The 17781-nt window shown below is 52.2% G+C and carries 11 protein-coding genes and 1 pseudogene; 5 read left to right on the top strand and 7 right to left on the bottom strand.

Annotation, left to right across the window (positions count from 1 at the left end; translation table 11 throughout):
• Positions 1-5: 5 nt before the first annotated feature.
• The 6 genes from nifE to nifH all read right to left on the bottom strand — a co-directional run bounded on the left by nifE (position 6) and on the right by nifH (position 6617).
• Entirely contained in the window at positions 6-1382 is a 1377-nt protein-coding gene (gene nifE, locus DES37_RS07010; RefSeq protein ID WP_036108278.1) for a nitrogenase iron-molybdenum cofactor biosynthesis protein NifE, read from the bottom strand.
• 269 nt (positions 1383-1651) lie between these two features.
• Positions 1652-2311, bottom strand: coding sequence for a NifB/NifX family molybdenum-iron cluster-binding protein (locus DES37_RS07015; RefSeq protein WP_110025352.1), 660 nt, complete (start codon positions 2309-2311; stop codon positions 1652-1654).
• A gap of 13 nt (positions 2312-2324) precedes the next feature.
• Complete coding sequence (locus tag DES37_RS07020; protein ID WP_036108271.1) at positions 2325-2540, bottom strand: NifT/FixU family protein; 216 nt, start codon at positions 2538-2540, stop codon at positions 2325-2327.
• Positions 2541-2603: 63 nt separating this feature from the next.
• Positions 2604-4169 carry a nitrogenase molybdenum-iron protein subunit beta gene (nifK, locus tag DES37_RS07025; RefSeq protein WP_110025353.1) on the bottom strand — a complete coding sequence of 522 codons (1566 nt, stop codon included), beginning with the start codon at positions 4167-4169 and terminating at the stop codon, positions 2604-2606.
• 55 nt (positions 4170-4224) lie between these two features.
• Entirely contained in the window at positions 4225-5673 is a 1449-nt protein-coding gene (nifD, locus tag DES37_RS07030; protein ID WP_110025354.1) for a nitrogenase molybdenum-iron protein alpha chain, read from the bottom strand.
• A 62-nt stretch (positions 5674-5735) separates the two neighbouring features.
• Complete coding sequence (gene nifH / locus DES37_RS07035; RefSeq protein WP_110025355.1) at positions 5736-6617, bottom strand: nitrogenase iron protein; 882 nt, start codon at positions 6615-6617, stop codon at positions 5736-5738.
• A gap of 587 nt (positions 6618-7204) precedes the next feature.
• On the opposite strand from nifH, the gene nifJ reads away from it, so the two are divergent.
• Both nifJ and DES37_RS07045 read left to right on the top strand, forming a co-directional pair.
• A complete protein-coding gene (nifJ, locus tag DES37_RS07040; protein ID WP_110025356.1) occupies positions 7205-10717 on the top strand; it encodes a pyruvate:ferredoxin (flavodoxin) oxidoreductase in 3513 nt (1170 codons plus the stop codon).
• A gap of 157 nt (positions 10718-10874) precedes the next feature.
• On the top strand, positions 10875-11945 hold the full coding sequence (locus tag DES37_RS07045; RefSeq protein WP_110025357.1) for an acyltransferase family protein: 1071 nt from the start codon (positions 10875-10877) through the stop codon (positions 11943-11945).
• Positions 11946-11987: 42 nt separating this feature from the next.
• Here the strand turns inward: DES37_RS07045 and DES37_RS07050 are convergent, their stop codons facing one another.
• Positions 11988-12998: a GlxA family transcriptional regulator gene (locus tag DES37_RS07050; protein WP_036108259.1), complete on the bottom strand. Its 1011-nt coding sequence runs from the start codon at positions 12996-12998 to the stop codon at positions 11988-11990.
• Positions 12999-13149: 151 nt separating this feature from the next.
• On the opposite strand from DES37_RS07050, the pseudogene DES37_RS26160 reads away from it, so the two are divergent.
• The 3 genes and pseudogenes from DES37_RS26160 to mfd form a co-directional block, all read left to right on the top strand.
• Positions 13150-13215 (top strand): annotated as a pseudogene (locus DES37_RS26160) (twin-arginine translocation signal domain-containing protein); the annotation flags it as partial.
• 42 nt (positions 13216-13257) lie between these two features.
• A complete protein-coding gene (locus DES37_RS07055) occupies positions 13258-14094 on the top strand; it encodes an alpha/beta fold hydrolase (RefSeq protein WP_200874784.1) in 837 nt (278 codons plus the stop codon).
• Positions 14095-14318: 224 nt separating this feature from the next.
• Entirely contained in the window at positions 14319-17765 is a 3447-nt protein-coding gene (gene mfd, locus DES37_RS07060) for a transcription-repair coupling factor (RefSeq protein ID WP_110025359.1), read from the top strand.
• Positions 17766-17781 lie beyond the last annotated feature (16 nt).

Consider the following 17781-nt stretch of genomic DNA (forward strand, 5'->3'; position numbering starts at 1 on the left):
CAGCCTTAGCCCAGCCAGGGCGCACGTTGATGGGATTGCGCCCAGACAGGGCTTTCCAGCGTCAGGCACAACGACTGTGCCATCGCCACCAGGCCGGTATAACCGGCATAGGCATGTTCACGCTCCTGGTTGATATCCAGAAACGGCAGGCGGGCTTTCCATGCGGTATACATGTTGCGCCCACCCGCAATCATCATGTCGGCGTTGTAGCGGTACACCACATCCAGCAAAGTGCGGGCATTCCCTTCTTCGAGCATGATGGCGTCTTCCCCCATCAACTCGCGGATCCGTTGCTTATCTTCTTCGGTTGATTTCCGGGTGCCGGTTGCCACTACCTGCATTCCCAAATCCTGGAGTGCCGAAACAATTGACCAGGACTTCACACCGCCGGTGTAAAGCAGCACTTTGCGGCCAGCCAGGCGTGCACGATAAGGTTGTAATGCCTGTTCAACCCAGGCTTCTTCGCGGGCAATAACTGCTTCGGTGCGCGTTAGCAAATCGTCATCGTTGAGCAGTGCCGCCAGTTTAAGTAAGGAATCCCGCATTGCGCGGATCCCATAAAAACTGCCTTCAAACCAGGGTGTCTGGTAACGCTCCTGCAACTGGCGGGCTACGTTAATCAATGCCCGGGAACAAACCAGCATGTTCGCCTGCGCACGGTGCATGGTCTGGATTTCCTGGAAACGGCCATCGCCGGAAAGGCTGGCAAGCACCCGGATGCCCAGTTCATCCAGCAAGGGTTGTACCTGCCAAAACTCACCGGCAATATTAAACTCGCCAATCAGGCCAATATCATGGCGATGTTCCGGTGCAACCGGGCTGCCCTCAGGCCAGGGCGCGGGTTCACGCTGACCTATCACTTTTTTCACCAGCACTTCGCCGGCAATACGGTTACCCAGGTTTTTGTTGCCGTAAAAACCGGCCGCATCAACGCACACCACAGGTGTTCCTGTATCCTGCTCTGCAGCCCGGCATACCGCTTCTATGTCATCACCTTCCATTGCCGGTACACAGGTGTTGTAAATAAAGACTGCCGCGGGGTGGTAATGCTGCACAATGTGCCGAACGGCGTGGAACAGGCGGCGTTCTCCGCGCCCCATGATGACATCCTGCTCGCTCAGGTCGGTGGTGAATCCCAGGCGGTTAATCTCCGGCCCGGAACTCTGGCTACCACGGTTATCCCATGAACTGCCTGCACAGCCGATTGGCCCGTGAACAAGATGCGCAACATCCGCAAGAGGTAAGAGTGTGATTTGGGCGCCATCAAAAGCGCAACCGCCAACAGTCGCACCGGGCTTGGGTGCGCTGCATCCCATTTTCTGCTTGTGATTATGTTCACAGGCAGGTTCATCAAGTAATGCCAGTATTTCATTACCTTTCATTGCAGTCTCACCTTGTTGTTGGCCCAGTAACAAGTAAGGTGCAAGAGTCATTCCATAATCAACTTATTGATTTTTAAAGTTTTAATTTTGTAGGTTTTATAACAAAAGGAATGGACATCACAAAAAAATGGCGACAGTGTCTGTCGCCGAAGTGTGTGAATCACGTACTACTTGTGGTGCACCTGGCGGTGACACCCTGCGGTTGTTAGCCGCTTATCCATTGCTGCTCGCAATGTTTTTTTGCCGAACTTAATGAATTGTTGCCGATATCAAAAAACACGTTGCTCCAGCGGGTTATCCCGGCCGAGGCGGCGTGCCAGCCAGGGTGGAAGGCTGCTGGTCAGCATCTGCAGCACACTCTGGCATTGATCCTCTATGGTTGTTCCGGCTGTCACTTTCATGGGGTGAATATTATAGCGAATCAGCCTTGCCGCAGCCGGCCCGCCTATTGCTTCACAAAACAACAACTGGCAGTCGTCCACCAGCCGTGCCCGGGTCTCGTTATCTTCCTGGTCAGCAACTACCGCGAAACGACGCAACCCGGTTAACCAGTAACCGTCTTCATCGAAACCATAGATAAAGAACAACCGGCACTGGCCAAAGTGACCATCAATGTTGAGACCATCCTGAGAGGCAAATGCCGCCTGAATTTGCGCTGGCCGGTGAGTGGGCGGCACAACACTTAAATGCTCAGGCAATTCACCGTGCAGGCAGGCCGAAACCTGTTGCCAGCGGGCAAATGTCATGCAGTCGGCATCACCAGGGTAGGAGGCTTCCAGTTGCGAAATGGACAGCCCTTCCAGCCAGCTTAACGAGGGCGATGGTGCTTTATCGCCGCCCAGCCAGCTAATCACCTGCTTAGGGGGAAGCTCTGGCAGCACCTGAATCAGTGCAAACAGACGCCAGAACAGTTCATCATCACTGGACATTGTCTTGCTCCTGTTATAACGCAGCACGTGTGGCCCGAAGTGAAACAGGGAAAACGGGTCTGGGTACCTGCGGGTGGACGTGATATGCCCGACCGCCTTCCAGCTCAATCCGGCCGCCCCAGTTGTCATGCTGATCAAACTCGACCGCAGTCACTTTGGCTTCCAGATCAAGTTTTGCTATGTAGCAATACAGCGCCTGATCGCGCTGACGAAAAATCACCATTGGCACAGGGCATCCTCCTCATTATCAGACCCGACAAAGTATCGGGTCTTTGATCAGCGACATAAACCGTTAACGAACCAGGTCAAAGTTGTAGTCAGTTTTGCCGAGTTTCATGGTATCCCTGTCGAGTTTTTCGAGGACGGCGTTGACCAGGGTTGTCAGGATGGTCATGGCGCCTTCGTAGCCCCAGGTTGCCTGGCGGTGTAAATGATGGCGGTCAAACAACGGGAAGCCCAGGCGAATCAGTGGCACTTCAAACTGCTCACCTTTTGCCAGTGTGTCGCGCTGAATAAACTTGCCGTAGGAGTTACCAATCATAAAGTCAGGCTTGTTGGTGAACATCAATGAGCGGAAATGCCACAAGTCGCAGTTGATATACACTTCAGCTTCCTGCCCGTACGGGGAATCTGCCAGCATTTTTTTCATGGCTTTCATCCAGCGCTTGTTGCCGTTGTGGCACAACACGGTGGTAGGTTCACAGCCAAGTTCCATTAAAAACTGCGTCATCCCCATCAGGAAATCCGGGTCGCCATACAGTGCGAAGCGTTTACCATGCAACCAGGTGTGGGAGTCAATCATCATATCGACTAACCGGCCACGTTCCTGAGTCAGGCTGTCGGCAATGGGCTTCCCGGTCAGTGAACTGATGGTCATCAGCAGTTTGTCTGTCGCATCAAGGCCAATCGGAACCGCGACATCCGTTGCAGGCTGGTTCCACAACTCCTGAACCACTTTTTTGGTTTTAGTCAGGTGCCAGGGTTGCAACAGCAGGGTGTCGATAGCATCACCTGCTTCACGCATTTCCTGTTGACTGGTGCCGCCCGCGTACATGCGGTAGTGGCCATCTGCCGGGGTATCCAGCACTTCAGACGGGTCTGACAAAATGCTGCAGGCGACACCCATTTGCGCCATCATGCGTTTAATAACCCGGTAGTTACCCAAATAGGTTTCAAAACCGGTTACCACATTCAGTTTTTGGCGAGTGCCTGGCGCTGCAGGTTTATTCGGGTCCGCCAGCGTTTTTGCAACACCCTCAAACATGTTGTCCCAGCCCGTCACATGGCTGCCGATAAAGCTCGGCGTATGGGCAAATGGAATGGGCATATCTTCAGGAACATGGCCGTCTTTTTTCGCGTTACCGATAAACGCGTGGAGGTCATCACCGATAACTTCCGCCATACAGGTCGTTGATACGGCTATCATCTCTGGTTTGTACAATGCAGCCGCATTTTCCAATCCGCTGTTCATGTTGTTATTGCCACCAAACACCGCTGCATCTTCGGTCATCGAATCCGATACACAGGCAATGGGTTCTTTAAAATGGCGGCTAAAGTAGGTCCGGAAATATGCCACGCAGCCTTGAGAACCATGGACGTACGGCAAAGTATTGCTAAAACCCAGGGAACACAGCACTGCACCTAATGGCTGGCAGGCTTTGGCCGGGTCAACGGTCAGGGCTTCGCGTTTGAAATTAAGATCCTGGTATTCCTGAGTGGTAGTCCACTCAAAGACTTCCTGGACACGTTTTGGGTCATGGCCTTCTTCGAGGGCCCGTTTGCTCCGGAACAAATCTTGGTATTCATCCTGCTCGAACAAGGGATAGCAGGGCTGAATGTTATCAGCAGATTGACTCATTTTTTTCGCTCCTCCCGCGCCACAAATCTGTGAACTGACGGGTCATCAGGATAATTCAGGCGGTTTTTAACCAGGGTGCCGTCAGGGCGCTCCAGCTCGGATTATTCAGGGTCATGTCCATGTCACGGGCAAAAATGGCAAAGCCGTCATAGCCGTGATACGGGCCGGAGTAATCCCACGAGTGCATTTGGCGGAAAGGCATGCCCATTTTCTGGAAAATGTATTTTTCTTTAATACCAGCAGCAACCAGGTCAGGCTTGAGCGCTTTCACGAACTCTTCCAGCTCGTAACTACTCGCATCATCAAACAGCAATGTGCCAGTTTTCAGCTCCGGTAATGTGCGGTCGTAGTCATCGTTGTGGGCAAATTCGAACCCGGCACCAATGATTTCCATCCCCAGGTCTTCATAAGCACCGATCACATGGCGGGAACGCAAACCACCGATATAAAGCAACACTTTGAGCCCTTCCAGCCGTGGCCGGTATTTGGCAATAATGGTGTCTGCCATGACCTGATGACGGGCAATCACCTCTTCCGCTTTTTGCTGGATAGTTTCGTCGAACTGAGCAGCAATTTTGCGCAATGATTCAGCGATTTTGGTCGGGCCAAAGAAGTTATATTCCATCCACGGAATGTTGTTCTGCTCTTCCATATGGCGTGCGATGTAGTTCATTGAGCGGTAGCAGTGCACGAGGTTAAGTTTCACTCGTGGCGTGTTTTCCATTTCAATCAATGTGCCATCACCTGACCACTGAGCGACAACTCGCAGGCCAATTTCTTCAAGCAAAATACGTGACGACCAGGCATCCCCACCAATGTTGTAATCACCAATAATCGCGATATCGTAAGGCGTGGATTCAAACGGCTGGTCTTTGCGATTATCCAGGATCCAGTCACGGATGACGTCGTTCGCAATATGGTGCCCTAAAGACTGGGATACCCCACGGAACCCTTCGCAACGCACCGGGATGACCGGTTTGCCAATTTTTTTGCGGCTGGCATTGGCTACGGCTTCAATGTTGTCGCCAATTAACCCCACCGGGCATTCAGACTGAATACTGATACCTTTGGTCAGCGGGAACAGCATTTCGATTTCGTCGATGACTTTATCGAGTTTTTTATCCCCACCGAACACAATGTCGCGTTCCTGAAAATCGGTGGTGAAGTTCACTGTCCCAAAGCTGTCGATACCACTCATCCCGGTGTAGTAGTTACGGCGCCCGGCACGGGAATACTGCCCGCAACCAACAGGCCCATGAGAAATGTGCGCCATATCTTTGATTGGCCCAAAGACCACGCCCTTGGAACCTGCGTAAGCGCAGCCGCGCACCGTCATTACGCCTGGCTGGGATTTACGGTTAGAAATAATACACTTGCCAACCGACTCCATTTCCTGGTCGGTGGACATAATGTGTTTTCGGCGTTCTTTACGCGTTTTTTCGGGGAAGACTTCCAGGACTTCCTCGACAATCGCCTGATGTTGCTCTGTCAGTGTACTTGACATGTTCTACTCCTCATCTCCGCGGCTGCAGACCCTACACAGCCTGCGCCGCAGGTGAAATGGACTCAGGCTGCGTTTTCCTCAGCTGCCGTTTTCCCGATAATGCTGGTGTCTTCTTCTTCCAGCACGCCGAATTCCATCAACAACTCTTCCAGTTCATCCATCGTTACCGGAGTCGGAACCACTTTCATGGTGTTATTGATGATTTTGCTTGCCAGTGCGCGGTATTCATTGGCCTGGCTGCAGGTTGGGTCGTATTCAATAACGGTCATACGGCGGATTTCCGCACGCTGAACAATATTGTCGCGTGGTACGAAGTGAATCATCTGAGTGCCCAGCTTTTCAGCCAGGGCCATGATCAGTTCGTCTTCACGGTCTGTCTGGCGGGAGTTACAAATCAGCCCGCCCAGGCGCACTTTCCCGGATTTTGCGTATTTAACAATGCCGCGGGAAATATTGTTGGCGGCATACATCGCCATCATTTCGCCAGAGCAAACAATGTAGATTTCCTGTGCTTTGTTTTCGCGAATTGGCATGGCGAACCCGCCACATACTACGTCGCCCAGTACGTCGTAGAACACAAAATCCAGGTTGTCTTCATAAGCCCCTTCCTCTTCAAGGAAGTTAATGGCTGTAATAACACCACGGCCAGCACAACCCACACCCGGTTCCGGACCACCTGATTCAGCACAACGGACGTTGCCGTAACCAATTTGCAGGACATCTTCCAGTTCCAGGTCTTCTACAGAGCCCACTTCAGCCGCCATTTCCATAATGGTGTTCTGTGCTTTTGCATGCAGAATAAGGCGAGTTGAGTCTGCTTTTGGGTCGCAGCCCACAATCATCACCTTTTTGCCCAATTCAGCCAGGGCAGCAACCAGGTTCTGAGTTGTGGTGGATTTACCAATCCCACCTTTGCCGTAAATTGCACATTGACGCATTGCCATAATCATTTCTCCTGTGAGTGATGTGTTACCACTCCTATAAGTGCAGAGAATGTACCAGCGTGAACAAAAACTTATATCTTTATGATTTTTAAATATTTTTAATGTACGCCTTTGTCATATCCGCGCAGCAGACAAGACAAACTCCGAACCAATTGTCGGGTATGTTGTGGTAAATAAGACAAAGTGGACAGCGCGCACAATCCCACTGGCACAATGTGATCCCGGTTGGAAAAATACGTGGTAATAGAGAAGAGAAAGTGAACGGGAGAGCCAGCAAGGTTTGCCCGGTTCCACAGTGACCTGAGCGGATTAAACCAGGAGCAATACGCTACAACCCGAAAGACAAACCCCACAGATTGTTCACAGCGCGACAGGTTGTCGCCTGTTGTGTCTTGTTTCGCCCAAACTTGCCATAACAATTTTGTTACCCGGCAAAACAAAATATTCTTATCTGCCTGATAAATATCAAATTTAAAACCACACTCTAGAATGGCACAGACCATGCTTTCTGGGTTGATAGCGGAATTTACCCGCCTTTGACATCAGACCTCAGCGGTCTGGTTCCTGTCTCGCAAGAGGATGATGATATGGCGCAGAAAATGAAGACGATGGATGGTAACGCCGCCGCCGCCTGGATTTCTTATGCATTTAGCGATGTCGCAGCAATTTACCCCATCACGCCGTCCACCCCGATGGCGGAAAACGTGGATGAATGGGCAGCCAAAGGGCAAAAAAACCTGTTTGGCCAGCCTGTTCGCCTGGTGGAAATGCAATCTGAAAGTGGTGCAGCAGGCGCCGTACATGGCGCATTGCAGGCGGGTGCCTTAACCAGCACCTACACCGCTTCCCAGGGGTTGTTATTAATGATCCCTAATTTGTACAAAATTGCCGGTGAACTGCTGCCCGGTGTATTTCATGTCAGCGCCCGCGCCCTGGCGACCCACGCACTGAACATCTTCGGCGACCACCAGGATGTAATGGCTGTGCGCCAGACCGGGTGCGCAATGCTGGCTGAAAGCAGCGTCCAGGAAGTTATGGACTTGTCTGCTGTCGCACATCTGGCCGCAATTAAAGGCCGGGTTCCCTTTATTAACTTCTTTGATGGTTTTCGGACTTCCCACGAAATCCAAAAAATTGAGGTGCTGGAGCACAGCCAGTTGGAGCCGTTACTGGACCGCGACGCGGTGAACCAGTTCCGCCGCAATGCGCTGCACCCTGACCACCCGGTGGTACGCGGAACCGCACAAAACCCGGATATCTATTTTCAGGGCCGGGAAGCGGCTAACCCCTTCTATTTTGCTTTGCCGCAGTTGGTTGAGGACTACATGCGGCAAATCAGCGCCATTACCGGCCGTGACTACCGTTTATTTAACTATTACGGTGCGCCAGACGCGGAAGATATCGTGATTGCAATGGGGTCGGTGTGTGAAACGCTCAAAGAAACGGTGGATTACCTTAATCAGCAAGGCCACAAAACCGGTTTCCTGAATGTACACCTGTACCGGCCATTCTCAGTCAGCCATTTTCTGGCAGAGTTACCGGCAAGTGTTAAACGGATTGCCGTGCTCGACCGCACCAAAGAGCCGGGCGCGCCCTGCGAACCACTGTGCCTGGATGTACGTAATGCATTCTACGCCCTGGAAAAACGCCCACTGATAATCGGTGGGCGTTACGGCCTGGGAGGCAAAGATATTATTCCTGCCCACCTGGTCTCTGTGTTTTTAAATCTGCAGCGCCGTATCCCGCAGGATAACTTCTCTGTGGGTATCGACGACGATGTAACCGGCATGTCTCTGCCTGTACCTCCGGCCATGCCTCGCCTGGCATCCGACGATATCACTGCCTGTAAATTCTGGGGGATGGGGTCCGACGGCACTGTTGGCGCCAATAAAAGCGCCATTAAAATTATCGGTGACCATACACCGCTGTATGCCCAGGCATATTTTTCCTACGATTCGAAAAAATCGGGTGGGATCACCGTCTCTCACCTGCGTTTCGGCAAACACCCTATCACTTCGCCCTACCTGATTCAGGAAGCGGATTTTGTTTCCTGCTCTCAGCAGTCTTATGTCAGCCAGTACGATTTACTGGAAGGGATTAAACCCGGCGGAACACTGCTGCTTAACTGCACCTGGCAACCGGATGAACTGGATGCACACCTGCCTGCTTCACTGAAACGCGCTCTGGTTGAACGGGATATTCACCTTTACACCATCAACGCGGTGGATATTGCCCGCGAGCTCGGCCTTGGTGGGCGGTTTAATATGATAATGCAGGCGGCATTCTTCAAACTCAGCGGGATTATGCCGCAAGAGGAAGCTGCCGGTTACCTGAAAGCCGCTGTAGAAAAAAGTTACGGGAAAAAAGGCCCGCAAATAGTCGCTATGAATAATGCGGCGATTGATAAAGGCATGGGCGCAATTACCGCCATTGCCCTCCCGGCAAGCTGGGCAGATGCCCACGACCATACACCAGTTGATACGGTGCTGGTGCCTGAGTTTATTCGCAATATTGTTCAGCCCATGAATCGCCAGCAAGGTGACAGCCTGCCGGTTAGTGCCTTCCAGGGGCGTGAAGATGGCAGTTTCCCTTCCGGCACCAGTGCCTGGGAAAAACGCGGCATTGCGCTGTCGGTGCCAGTCTGGCAGGCGGAAGGCTGCACCCAGTGTAACCAGTGTGCTTTTATCTGCCCCCATGCTGCCATTCGCCCGGTATTGATGACAGACGATGAGCGTGCAACATTGCCCGAAACGCTGCTTGCCCGCCCGGCAACTGGTGCCAAAGAGTGGCACTATCATTTGGCGGTGTCACCGCTGGATTGCTCCGGTTGCGGTAACTGTGTGGATGTTTGCCCGTCACGCGGGAAAGCACTGGCGATGGCACCACTCAGTGTACCTAACGCTCAAACCGAAGTCTGGGCCCGCTTAATGGAACTGCCTCTTAAACCGCACCCATTCCGTAAAAGCACGGTTAAGGGCAGCCAGTTTGAAACGCCGTTACTGGAATTTTCAGGCGCCTGTGCAGGGTGTGGCGAAACACCTTATGCCCGCCTGATAACCCAATTGTTTGGCGACCGGATGATGATTGCCAATGCGACCGGCTGCTCATCTATTTGGGGTGCCAGCGCGCCGTCCACCCCCTACACCACAAACCATGCGGGGCATGGCCCGGCCTGGTCTAACTCGCTGTTTGAAGACAACGCCGAGTTTGGCCTGGGTATGGCATTAGGCGGGCAGGCGATTCGTTCACAACTGGTCAGTGATGTAGAAGCCGCTATTTCGTTACCGGTCAGTGAGCCGTTGCGCAATGCAATGGCTACCTGGCTTGAAAACCAGAAACAGGGTGAAGGCAGCCGCCAGTGGAGTAATGAATTACTGGCTCACCTGGCTAGTGAACAGGAAAGCCACCCAACGCTGGCGCGTATTTACCAGAATAAAGATTACCTGACTCGCCGTTCTCAGTGGATCCTCGGGGGAGATGGCTGGGCTTATGATATAGGCTTTGGTGGCCTCGACCATGTGCTGGCAAGCGGTGAAGATATCAATATTCTGGTATTTGATACCGAGGTTTACTCCAATACCGGCGGTCAGTCTTCCAAATCGACTCCTGTGGCAGCCATTGCCAAATTCGCCAGCGACGGGAAACGCACCCGTAAAAAAGACCTGGGGATGATGGCAATGAGTTACGGCAATGTTTATGTCGCACAAGTCGCCATGGGTGCAGATAAAGCCCAAACGCTTAAGGCGATTATGGAAGCTGAAGCCTGGCCCGGACCTTCACTGGTTATCGCTTATGCCGCCTGTATCAACCACGGCCTTAAAGCCGGGATGGGGTGCAGTATGCGTGAAGCGAAAAAAGCGGTCGATGCGGGATACTGGCACCTGTGGCGCTATGATCCTGCCCGGGAAGCGATGGGGAAAAACCCGTTCACCCTCGATTCCGAAGAGCCGGAAGAAGATTTCCAGGAATTTCTTATGGGCGAAGTTCGCTATGCCGCACTGGCCCGCCAGTATCCGGAAATGGCAAACGAACTGTTTGAAAAAACGCACCAGGACGCCAAACAGCGTTTTGCCCAGTACCAACAACTTTCCGACCGATAACCGCCCTCTGAGCCGAATAAGGATGTTCGGCATTTCCTCCCGGCTTGTGAGGATTTTCTTAAAGTCTTTTGGACTGCCGGAAATACAGACTTATGCTATGGGTGTATTTCCGGAACTTTTCTTATGCTGTGGTTTTCGTTGTATCTCAGGATTAATTATGAAAGCCAAAGCCCTCTGGATAAACCAGATAAAAGGTTTGTGTATCTGTCTGGTCGTTATTTACCACTCTGTGATTACTTTTTATCCGTATCTACTCGAAATGGAAGATACTCACAGCGTATTTTTAGCCAAATGCTGGGTTTACCTGAACCTGTATATGGCACCTTTTCGTATGCCGGTATTTTTCTTTATTTCTGGCTTTTTAATCACACGCTATATCAATGACGTCCCCTGGGGAAACAGTATGCGCAAACGTATATGGCCCATACTTTATGTCCTCGCTTTATGGGGCGTCATTCAGTGGTTATCCCTGGTCAGTATTAATCAGTGGCTGGCACCGGAAAAAATATTAAGCACCAGTAATGCGGCGTATTCCGAAACAACGGCCGATTTTGTGGCCCGGATGGGTACTGCCAGTACCAGCCTGTGGTATTTGTATGCAATGATTGTTTACTTCCCACTGTGCAAATTACTCTCCCGCTATAAAGCCGTATTATTGCCAGTAATTATGCTGATAAGCATTGCTATCAATTTCTTCCCAACACCGTTTTGGGGGATGAATAGTGTGATTCGTAACCTGGTCTATTACGCCACTGGTGCATGGTTTGGTGCCCAACTGGTGCCCTGGATTAAAACACACGCATTAAGGGATAATCTGCTGTGGTTTACTGCTGCAATTATTTTTTCTTTTGCTATGTACAACCTGAAAATTAACCTGTTCCTTTCTTTGCTGTCGATTGTGCTTATCATGCGTGTATTCTGGTTACTTGAAGGCAAGCTGCAACCAACAGAACACAGTATAATGAACCAACTGGGTACCAACACCATCTCGATTTACACTACACACCGCATCATTATTGAAGCATTGAGTTTATGGTCGTTGTCGTTAATCAAAGGCGATGTCCTTTCCACACCGGTGATTTTGGGTATTCTGCTGGTTTATCCGTTTATCAGCCTGGCAATTTGTACCGCCGTGGGGATGGCAGCACGCAAAGTGTCCCAGCGCCTGTTCAGCGATATTCTCTTTACTCCGCCACTCCCCGTCGCGACACAAAGCCCGGCGCGTTAACCCAGAGCCAGAGCGGATACCTTCATCTATCCGCTCTGGCACTCACTGTGCGTTACTGGTTAAATTCGCAGCAAGCACACTGAAGCGCTGGCGGTATATTCCCGGTGTCAGCCCGGTCAGCTTGTGGAATATTTTGCGAAAAGCCGCCGGGTCTTTATACCCCACTTGCCAGGCAATCTGTTCCACTGGCTGCACTGTCAGTTCAAGAGCCTCGCGAGCCTTCATAATGCGTATTTGTTGCAAATACTCCACCGGGCGCAGGCCTGTTGCTTTAGTAAAACGGCGCAAGAATGTGCGCTCAGACATCCCTTCTTTTTCAGCCAGTTCAGAAATCACCTGCGCTTCACCGGCGCTGGCATGCAGGTAATGTTGAACGCGCAGGATAACGTCGTCACCATGGTTAAACTGGGGAATGAACACAGCAAAAGGCCGCTGATACAGGCGGGGTGGGTCAAGCAGCAAGAAGCGCGCCGTTGAAAGCATCACCTCCGCACCAAGAAAACGCTGCACAAGTGACAACCCCAGGTCAGCCCAGGCAAGGATGCCACCAGCGGTGATGATATCGCCATCATCAATAACCATATTGTCTTCCGCGACATTAACCTGCGGGTAGCGGGCCGCCAGTTGCCGGGCAAACGCCCAGTGGGTTGTCACGCGCCGGCCATCCATCAGCCCGGTCTCTGCCAGAATAAATGCGCCTGCACACACAGAACACAGTGTACTCCCCTGGGTATGCATGGTTTTCATCCAGGTAGCCGCGGCTGGCGGAATATGCATGTTTTCGGGCATGACTATACTGGGCGGCACAATAATATGCGCCAGCACATGGGGCTCGCCCGGGTGGCTGTCCCAGATACAGGTTACGCATTCACCTTCATCTTCTACTTTCCAGTGAGACACACGAATAACCGGCATGGCTCCATGGCCAGAGGCTTCCTGCGCCCATTCGCCAGAAATGCGAAACAGGTCCGTCAGCCCGTAAATCGCGGCTAACTGGCATTCCGGGTAAATTAACAGGCCAATTTCAGCCACAACGTTCGCTGTTTTTACCATTTGTCTGTTTTACCTCTCATGATGTCATTTTCGCCTCGGTTCAAACCCTGTGCCGCAGTCTATCTTATCCCCTGTCAAAACGTTACTGGTCCCTGAACAGGGACCTGAAGAGGCCGGAATGAATGAAGCCGCCGGTACACCCTTTGCAAATATGAGCAGGCGGGATGTTATCAAGCTGGGAGCAGCCGCAGCAGCACTGGCTGTACTACCCTTTACATCTGCAGCCCAACCGTTTCAGTCCACAACAGGAGTAAAGAACATGGCTACACTGACAACTCAAGATGGCGCAGAAATTTTCTATAAAGACTGGGGCCCGCGTGATGCCCAGCCAATTATGTTCCACCATGGCTGGCCGTTAAGTGCCGATGACTGGGATGCACAGATGCTGTTTTTCCTGTCTCAGGGATTTCGCGTTATCGCCCATGATCGCCGGGGACATGGCCGCTCTTCACAAATCAGTAGCGGCCATGATATGGACCACTATGCCGCTGATGCTGCTGCAGTCGTTGCTCATCTGGATTTACATAATGTCGTCCATGTGGGTCACTCCACCGGTGGTGGTGAAGTAGCACGCTATGTCGCGAAATATGGTCAGCCTGACGGGCGTGTAGCTAAAGCTGTACTGATGAGCGCAGTACCGCCTTTAATGGTCAAAACGGACAGCAACCCGGAAGGCACCCCGCTGAGCGTATTTGATGGTTTCCGTAAAGCTCTTGCTGAAAACCGTTCACAGTTTTACCTCGATGTCGCCTCCGGGCCGTTCTACGGCTTTAACCGGCCAGATACCAAAGTTGTGGACGGCATGGTTTATAACTGGTGGCGTCAGGGCATGATGGGGTCAGCACTGGCACAGTACCTGGGCATCAAAGCCTTTTCAGAAACTGACCAGACTGAAGACCTGAAAACGATTACCGTACCAACCCTGGTAATGCAGGGAGATGATGACCAGGTGGTGCCTTATAAAGATGCCGCCCTGCTGCAGGATAAACTGCTGAAAAACAGTACGCTGAAGGTCTACCCCGGGTTCCCTCATGGCATGCTGACAACCCATGCAGAAACAATCAATAACGATATTCTTGCTTTTATTAAAGGATAAGCGAGGTACTCGTTAATCACAAAAATGCCACCCAGCGTAAGCCTGTTCATGCGTTGGGTGGTGGCTCTTGCGAAAACATATTTATCTGCCTGTAATGAATCCCCCGCCCCGGGTTGCTTCTCGCCAACGAACAAGGATAATAACGACACGATTTCTGGAACACGCCCAGCGAGGATGCAGCCGTTGCTGTTCCCGGGCCAGCAATGAGATGCCTTATATCTGCTATGTCGGAAAACTACCGTTATACTCTGCCCGTTCGTGCAGGCGATGTCCGCCAGCTTGGTGAATTAACTGGCGCTGCCTGCGCCACCGAAGTTGCTGAAATGGCCGCACGCCACAAGGGCCCGGTCATTCTGGTTGCGCAGGATATGCAAAATGCGCTACGCCTTCAGGATGAAATTCGCCAGTTTTATAGTGGCCCGGTATCCAGTCTTGCAGACTGGGAAACCCTGCCTTACGACAGTTTTTCGCCACATCAGGATATTATTTCTGCGCGTCTTGCCACGCTGTACCAGCTTCCGTCAATGGAGCAAGGTGTATTAATTCTGCCCGTCAGTACGCTTATGCAACGCGTTTGCCCGCACAGTTTTCTGCACGGCCATGCACTGCTGATGAAAAAGGGCCAGCGCCTGTCCCGGGACATTCTGCGCGGCCAACTGGAACAGGCCGGTTACCGCCATGTGGATCAGGTCATGGAGCATGGTGAATACGCTACCCGCGGTGCATTGCTGGACCTCTACCCCATGGGCAGCGAACACCCTTACCGCATTGATTTTTTTGATGACGAGATAGACAGCCTGCGCATCTTTGATGTCGACAGCCAGCGAACCCAGGAAGAAGTGGAAAATATCCATTTACTGCCTGCTCATGAATTCCCCACCAGCCAGGCTGCGATTGAAGTTTTCCGTAGCCAGTGGCGCGATAAGTTCGAAGTAAAACGCGACCCGGAGCATATTTACCAACAAATCAGTAAAGGCACTCTGCCAACCGGGATTGAATACTGGCAACCACTGTTTTTCAGTGAGCCACTAAGCGACCTGTTCCGTTATTTCCCGGCAAACAGCCTGATTGTGACCACAGGAGATACCGAAAGCAGTGCGGAACGCTTCTGGCAGGATGTTACCGCACGTTTTGACAGCCGGGGTGTGGACCCCATGCGCCCGTTATTACCACCGGATTCACTGTGGCTGAAAACGGATGGTCTGTTCGCTGCACTGAAAGAGTGGCCCCGTGTCCAGCTGAAAACTGACCTGCTGGCGGAGAAGTCCGCCAATACAAACCTTGGCTACCAGGCTCTGCCGGACCTGGCTGTTCAGGCTCAGCAAAAAGCGCCTCTCGATAATCTGCGCAAATTTTTAGAACAATTCACCGGGCCAGTTGTGTTCTCGGTTGAAAGTGAAGGCCGCCGTGAAACACTGGCGGAATTGCTGGGGCGTATCAAGCTCAGATTAACCACCATTAACACACTCAGTGAAGCGACGGGTAATGGCCGCTACCTGATGATAGGTGCCAGTGAGAAAGGCTACATTGATACTTTGCGCCAGCGAGCGTTTATCTGTGAAAGTGACCTGCTGGGTGAACGTGTTGCCCGCCGTCGCCAGGATAACCGCCGTACACTGAACCCCGACATCCTGATTCGTAACCTTGCCGAGTTGCACCCAGGCCAGCCAGTGGTCCACCTGGAACATGGTGTGGGGCGCTATGCCGGCATGACAACCCTTGAAGCGGGCGGCATCACTGGTGAATACCTGATGCTCACCTATGCAAATGACGCCAAATTATATGTTCCGGTGTCATCATTACATTTGATTAGCCGCTACGCTGGTGGTGCAGAAGAAAATGCCCCACTCCACAAACTGGGCGGTGACGCCTGGGTTCGGGCACGGCAAAAAGCGGCAGAAAAAGTGCGCGATGTGGCGGCAGAGCTTCTGGATATTTATGCGCAACGCGCTGCCAAAGCTGGTTTTGCTTTTAAGCACGACCGCCAGCAGTACCAACTGTTTTGTGAAAGTTTTCCGTTTGAAACCACGCCGGACCAGTCTCAGGCAATAAACGCCGTGCTTAGTGATATGTGCCAACCACTGGCTATGGACCGGCTGGTGTGTGGCGATGTGGGTTTTGGTAAAACAGAAGTCGCCATGCGTGCTGCTTTCCTGGCTGTCGAAAACCACAAACAGGTGGCTGTACTCGTGCCCACCACACTGCTGGCACAACAGCATTTCGACAACTTCCGCGACCGTTTTGCCAACTGGCCGGTACGTATTGAAATGCTCTCCCGTTTCCGCAGTGCCAAAGAGCAAACCCAGATCCTCGAACAGGCCAGTGAGGGGAAAATCGATATTCTGATTGGCACGCACAAATTATTGCAAAGTGACGTGAAGTGGAAAGACCTGGGATTATTAATTGTCGATGAAGAGCACCGCTTCGGTGTCCGTCATAAAGAGCGTATAAAAGCCATGCGTGCCGATGTTGATATTCTGACACTGACCGCGACACCAATCCCCCGCACGCTCAATATGGCAATGAGTGGCATGCGTGACCTTTCCATCATTGCCACGCCCCCGGCCCGCCGCCTGGCGGTGAAAACCTTTGTGCGTGAATACGACAGCCTGGTGGTGCGTGAAGCCATCCTGCGTGAAATTTTGCGTGGCGGCCAGGTGTATTACTTATACAACGATGTCGAGAATATCCAGAAGGCTGCCGAGCGCCTGGCCACACTGGTACCAGAAGCACGTATCGCCATTGGGCACGGCCAGATGCGTGAACGGGAACTGGAACGGGTCATGAACGATTTTCACCACCAGCGTTTCAATGTGCTGGTGTGTACAACGATTATCGAAACCGGTATCGATATCCCAACGGCAAATACCATCATCATTGAGCGAGCCGACCATTTCGGCCTGGCTCAGTTACACCAGCTACGTGGCCGAGTTGGGCGCTCTCACCACCAGGCTTATGCCTGGCTGCTTACGCCCCATCCGAAAGCCATGACACCCGATGCACAAAAACGGCTTGAGGCAATTGCCTCTCTGGAAGATTTAGGTGCGGGTTTTGCGCTGGCAACCCACGACCTGGAGATCCGCGGGGCCGGGGAATTACTGGGTGAAGACCAAAGCGGTCAGATGGAAACAGTTGGCTTCTCTTTGTATATGGAACTGCTGGAAAATGCAGTCGATGCGTTGAAGGCAGGCCGGGAACCCTCCCTTGAGGACCTGACCAGCCAGCAGACTGAAGTTGAATTACGCATGCCAGCCTTGCTGCCTGAAGATTTTATTCCCGACGTCAATACCCGGCTTTCGTTCTATAAACGGATTGCCAGTGCGAAACAGCCTGGCGAACTGGATGACATCAAAGTGGAGCTGATTGACCGTTTTGGTTTATTACCAGACCCGGCGCGCAACCTGCTGGAGATTGCCGCTCTGCGCCAGCAGGCACAAAAACTGGGGGTGCGTAAAATTGAGGCCAACGAGAAAGGTGGCATGCTGGAATTCGCGCCACAAAACAGTGTTGACCCGGGTTGGTTAATTGGGCTGCTGCAAAAGCAACCCCAAACCTGGCGGCTCGACGGGCCAACCCGCCTGAAATTTTTCGTCGATTTAGCTGAACGCAAAACCCGCATCGACTGGGTACGGCAGTTCATGCAACAACTGGCAGACAACGCACTGGCCTGATGTATCCCGGCTTCCC

This window comes from Mangrovibacter plantisponsor (assembly GCF_003182475.1).
Lineage (GTDB): Bacteria > Pseudomonadota > Gammaproteobacteria > Enterobacterales > Enterobacteriaceae > Mangrovibacter > Mangrovibacter plantisponsor.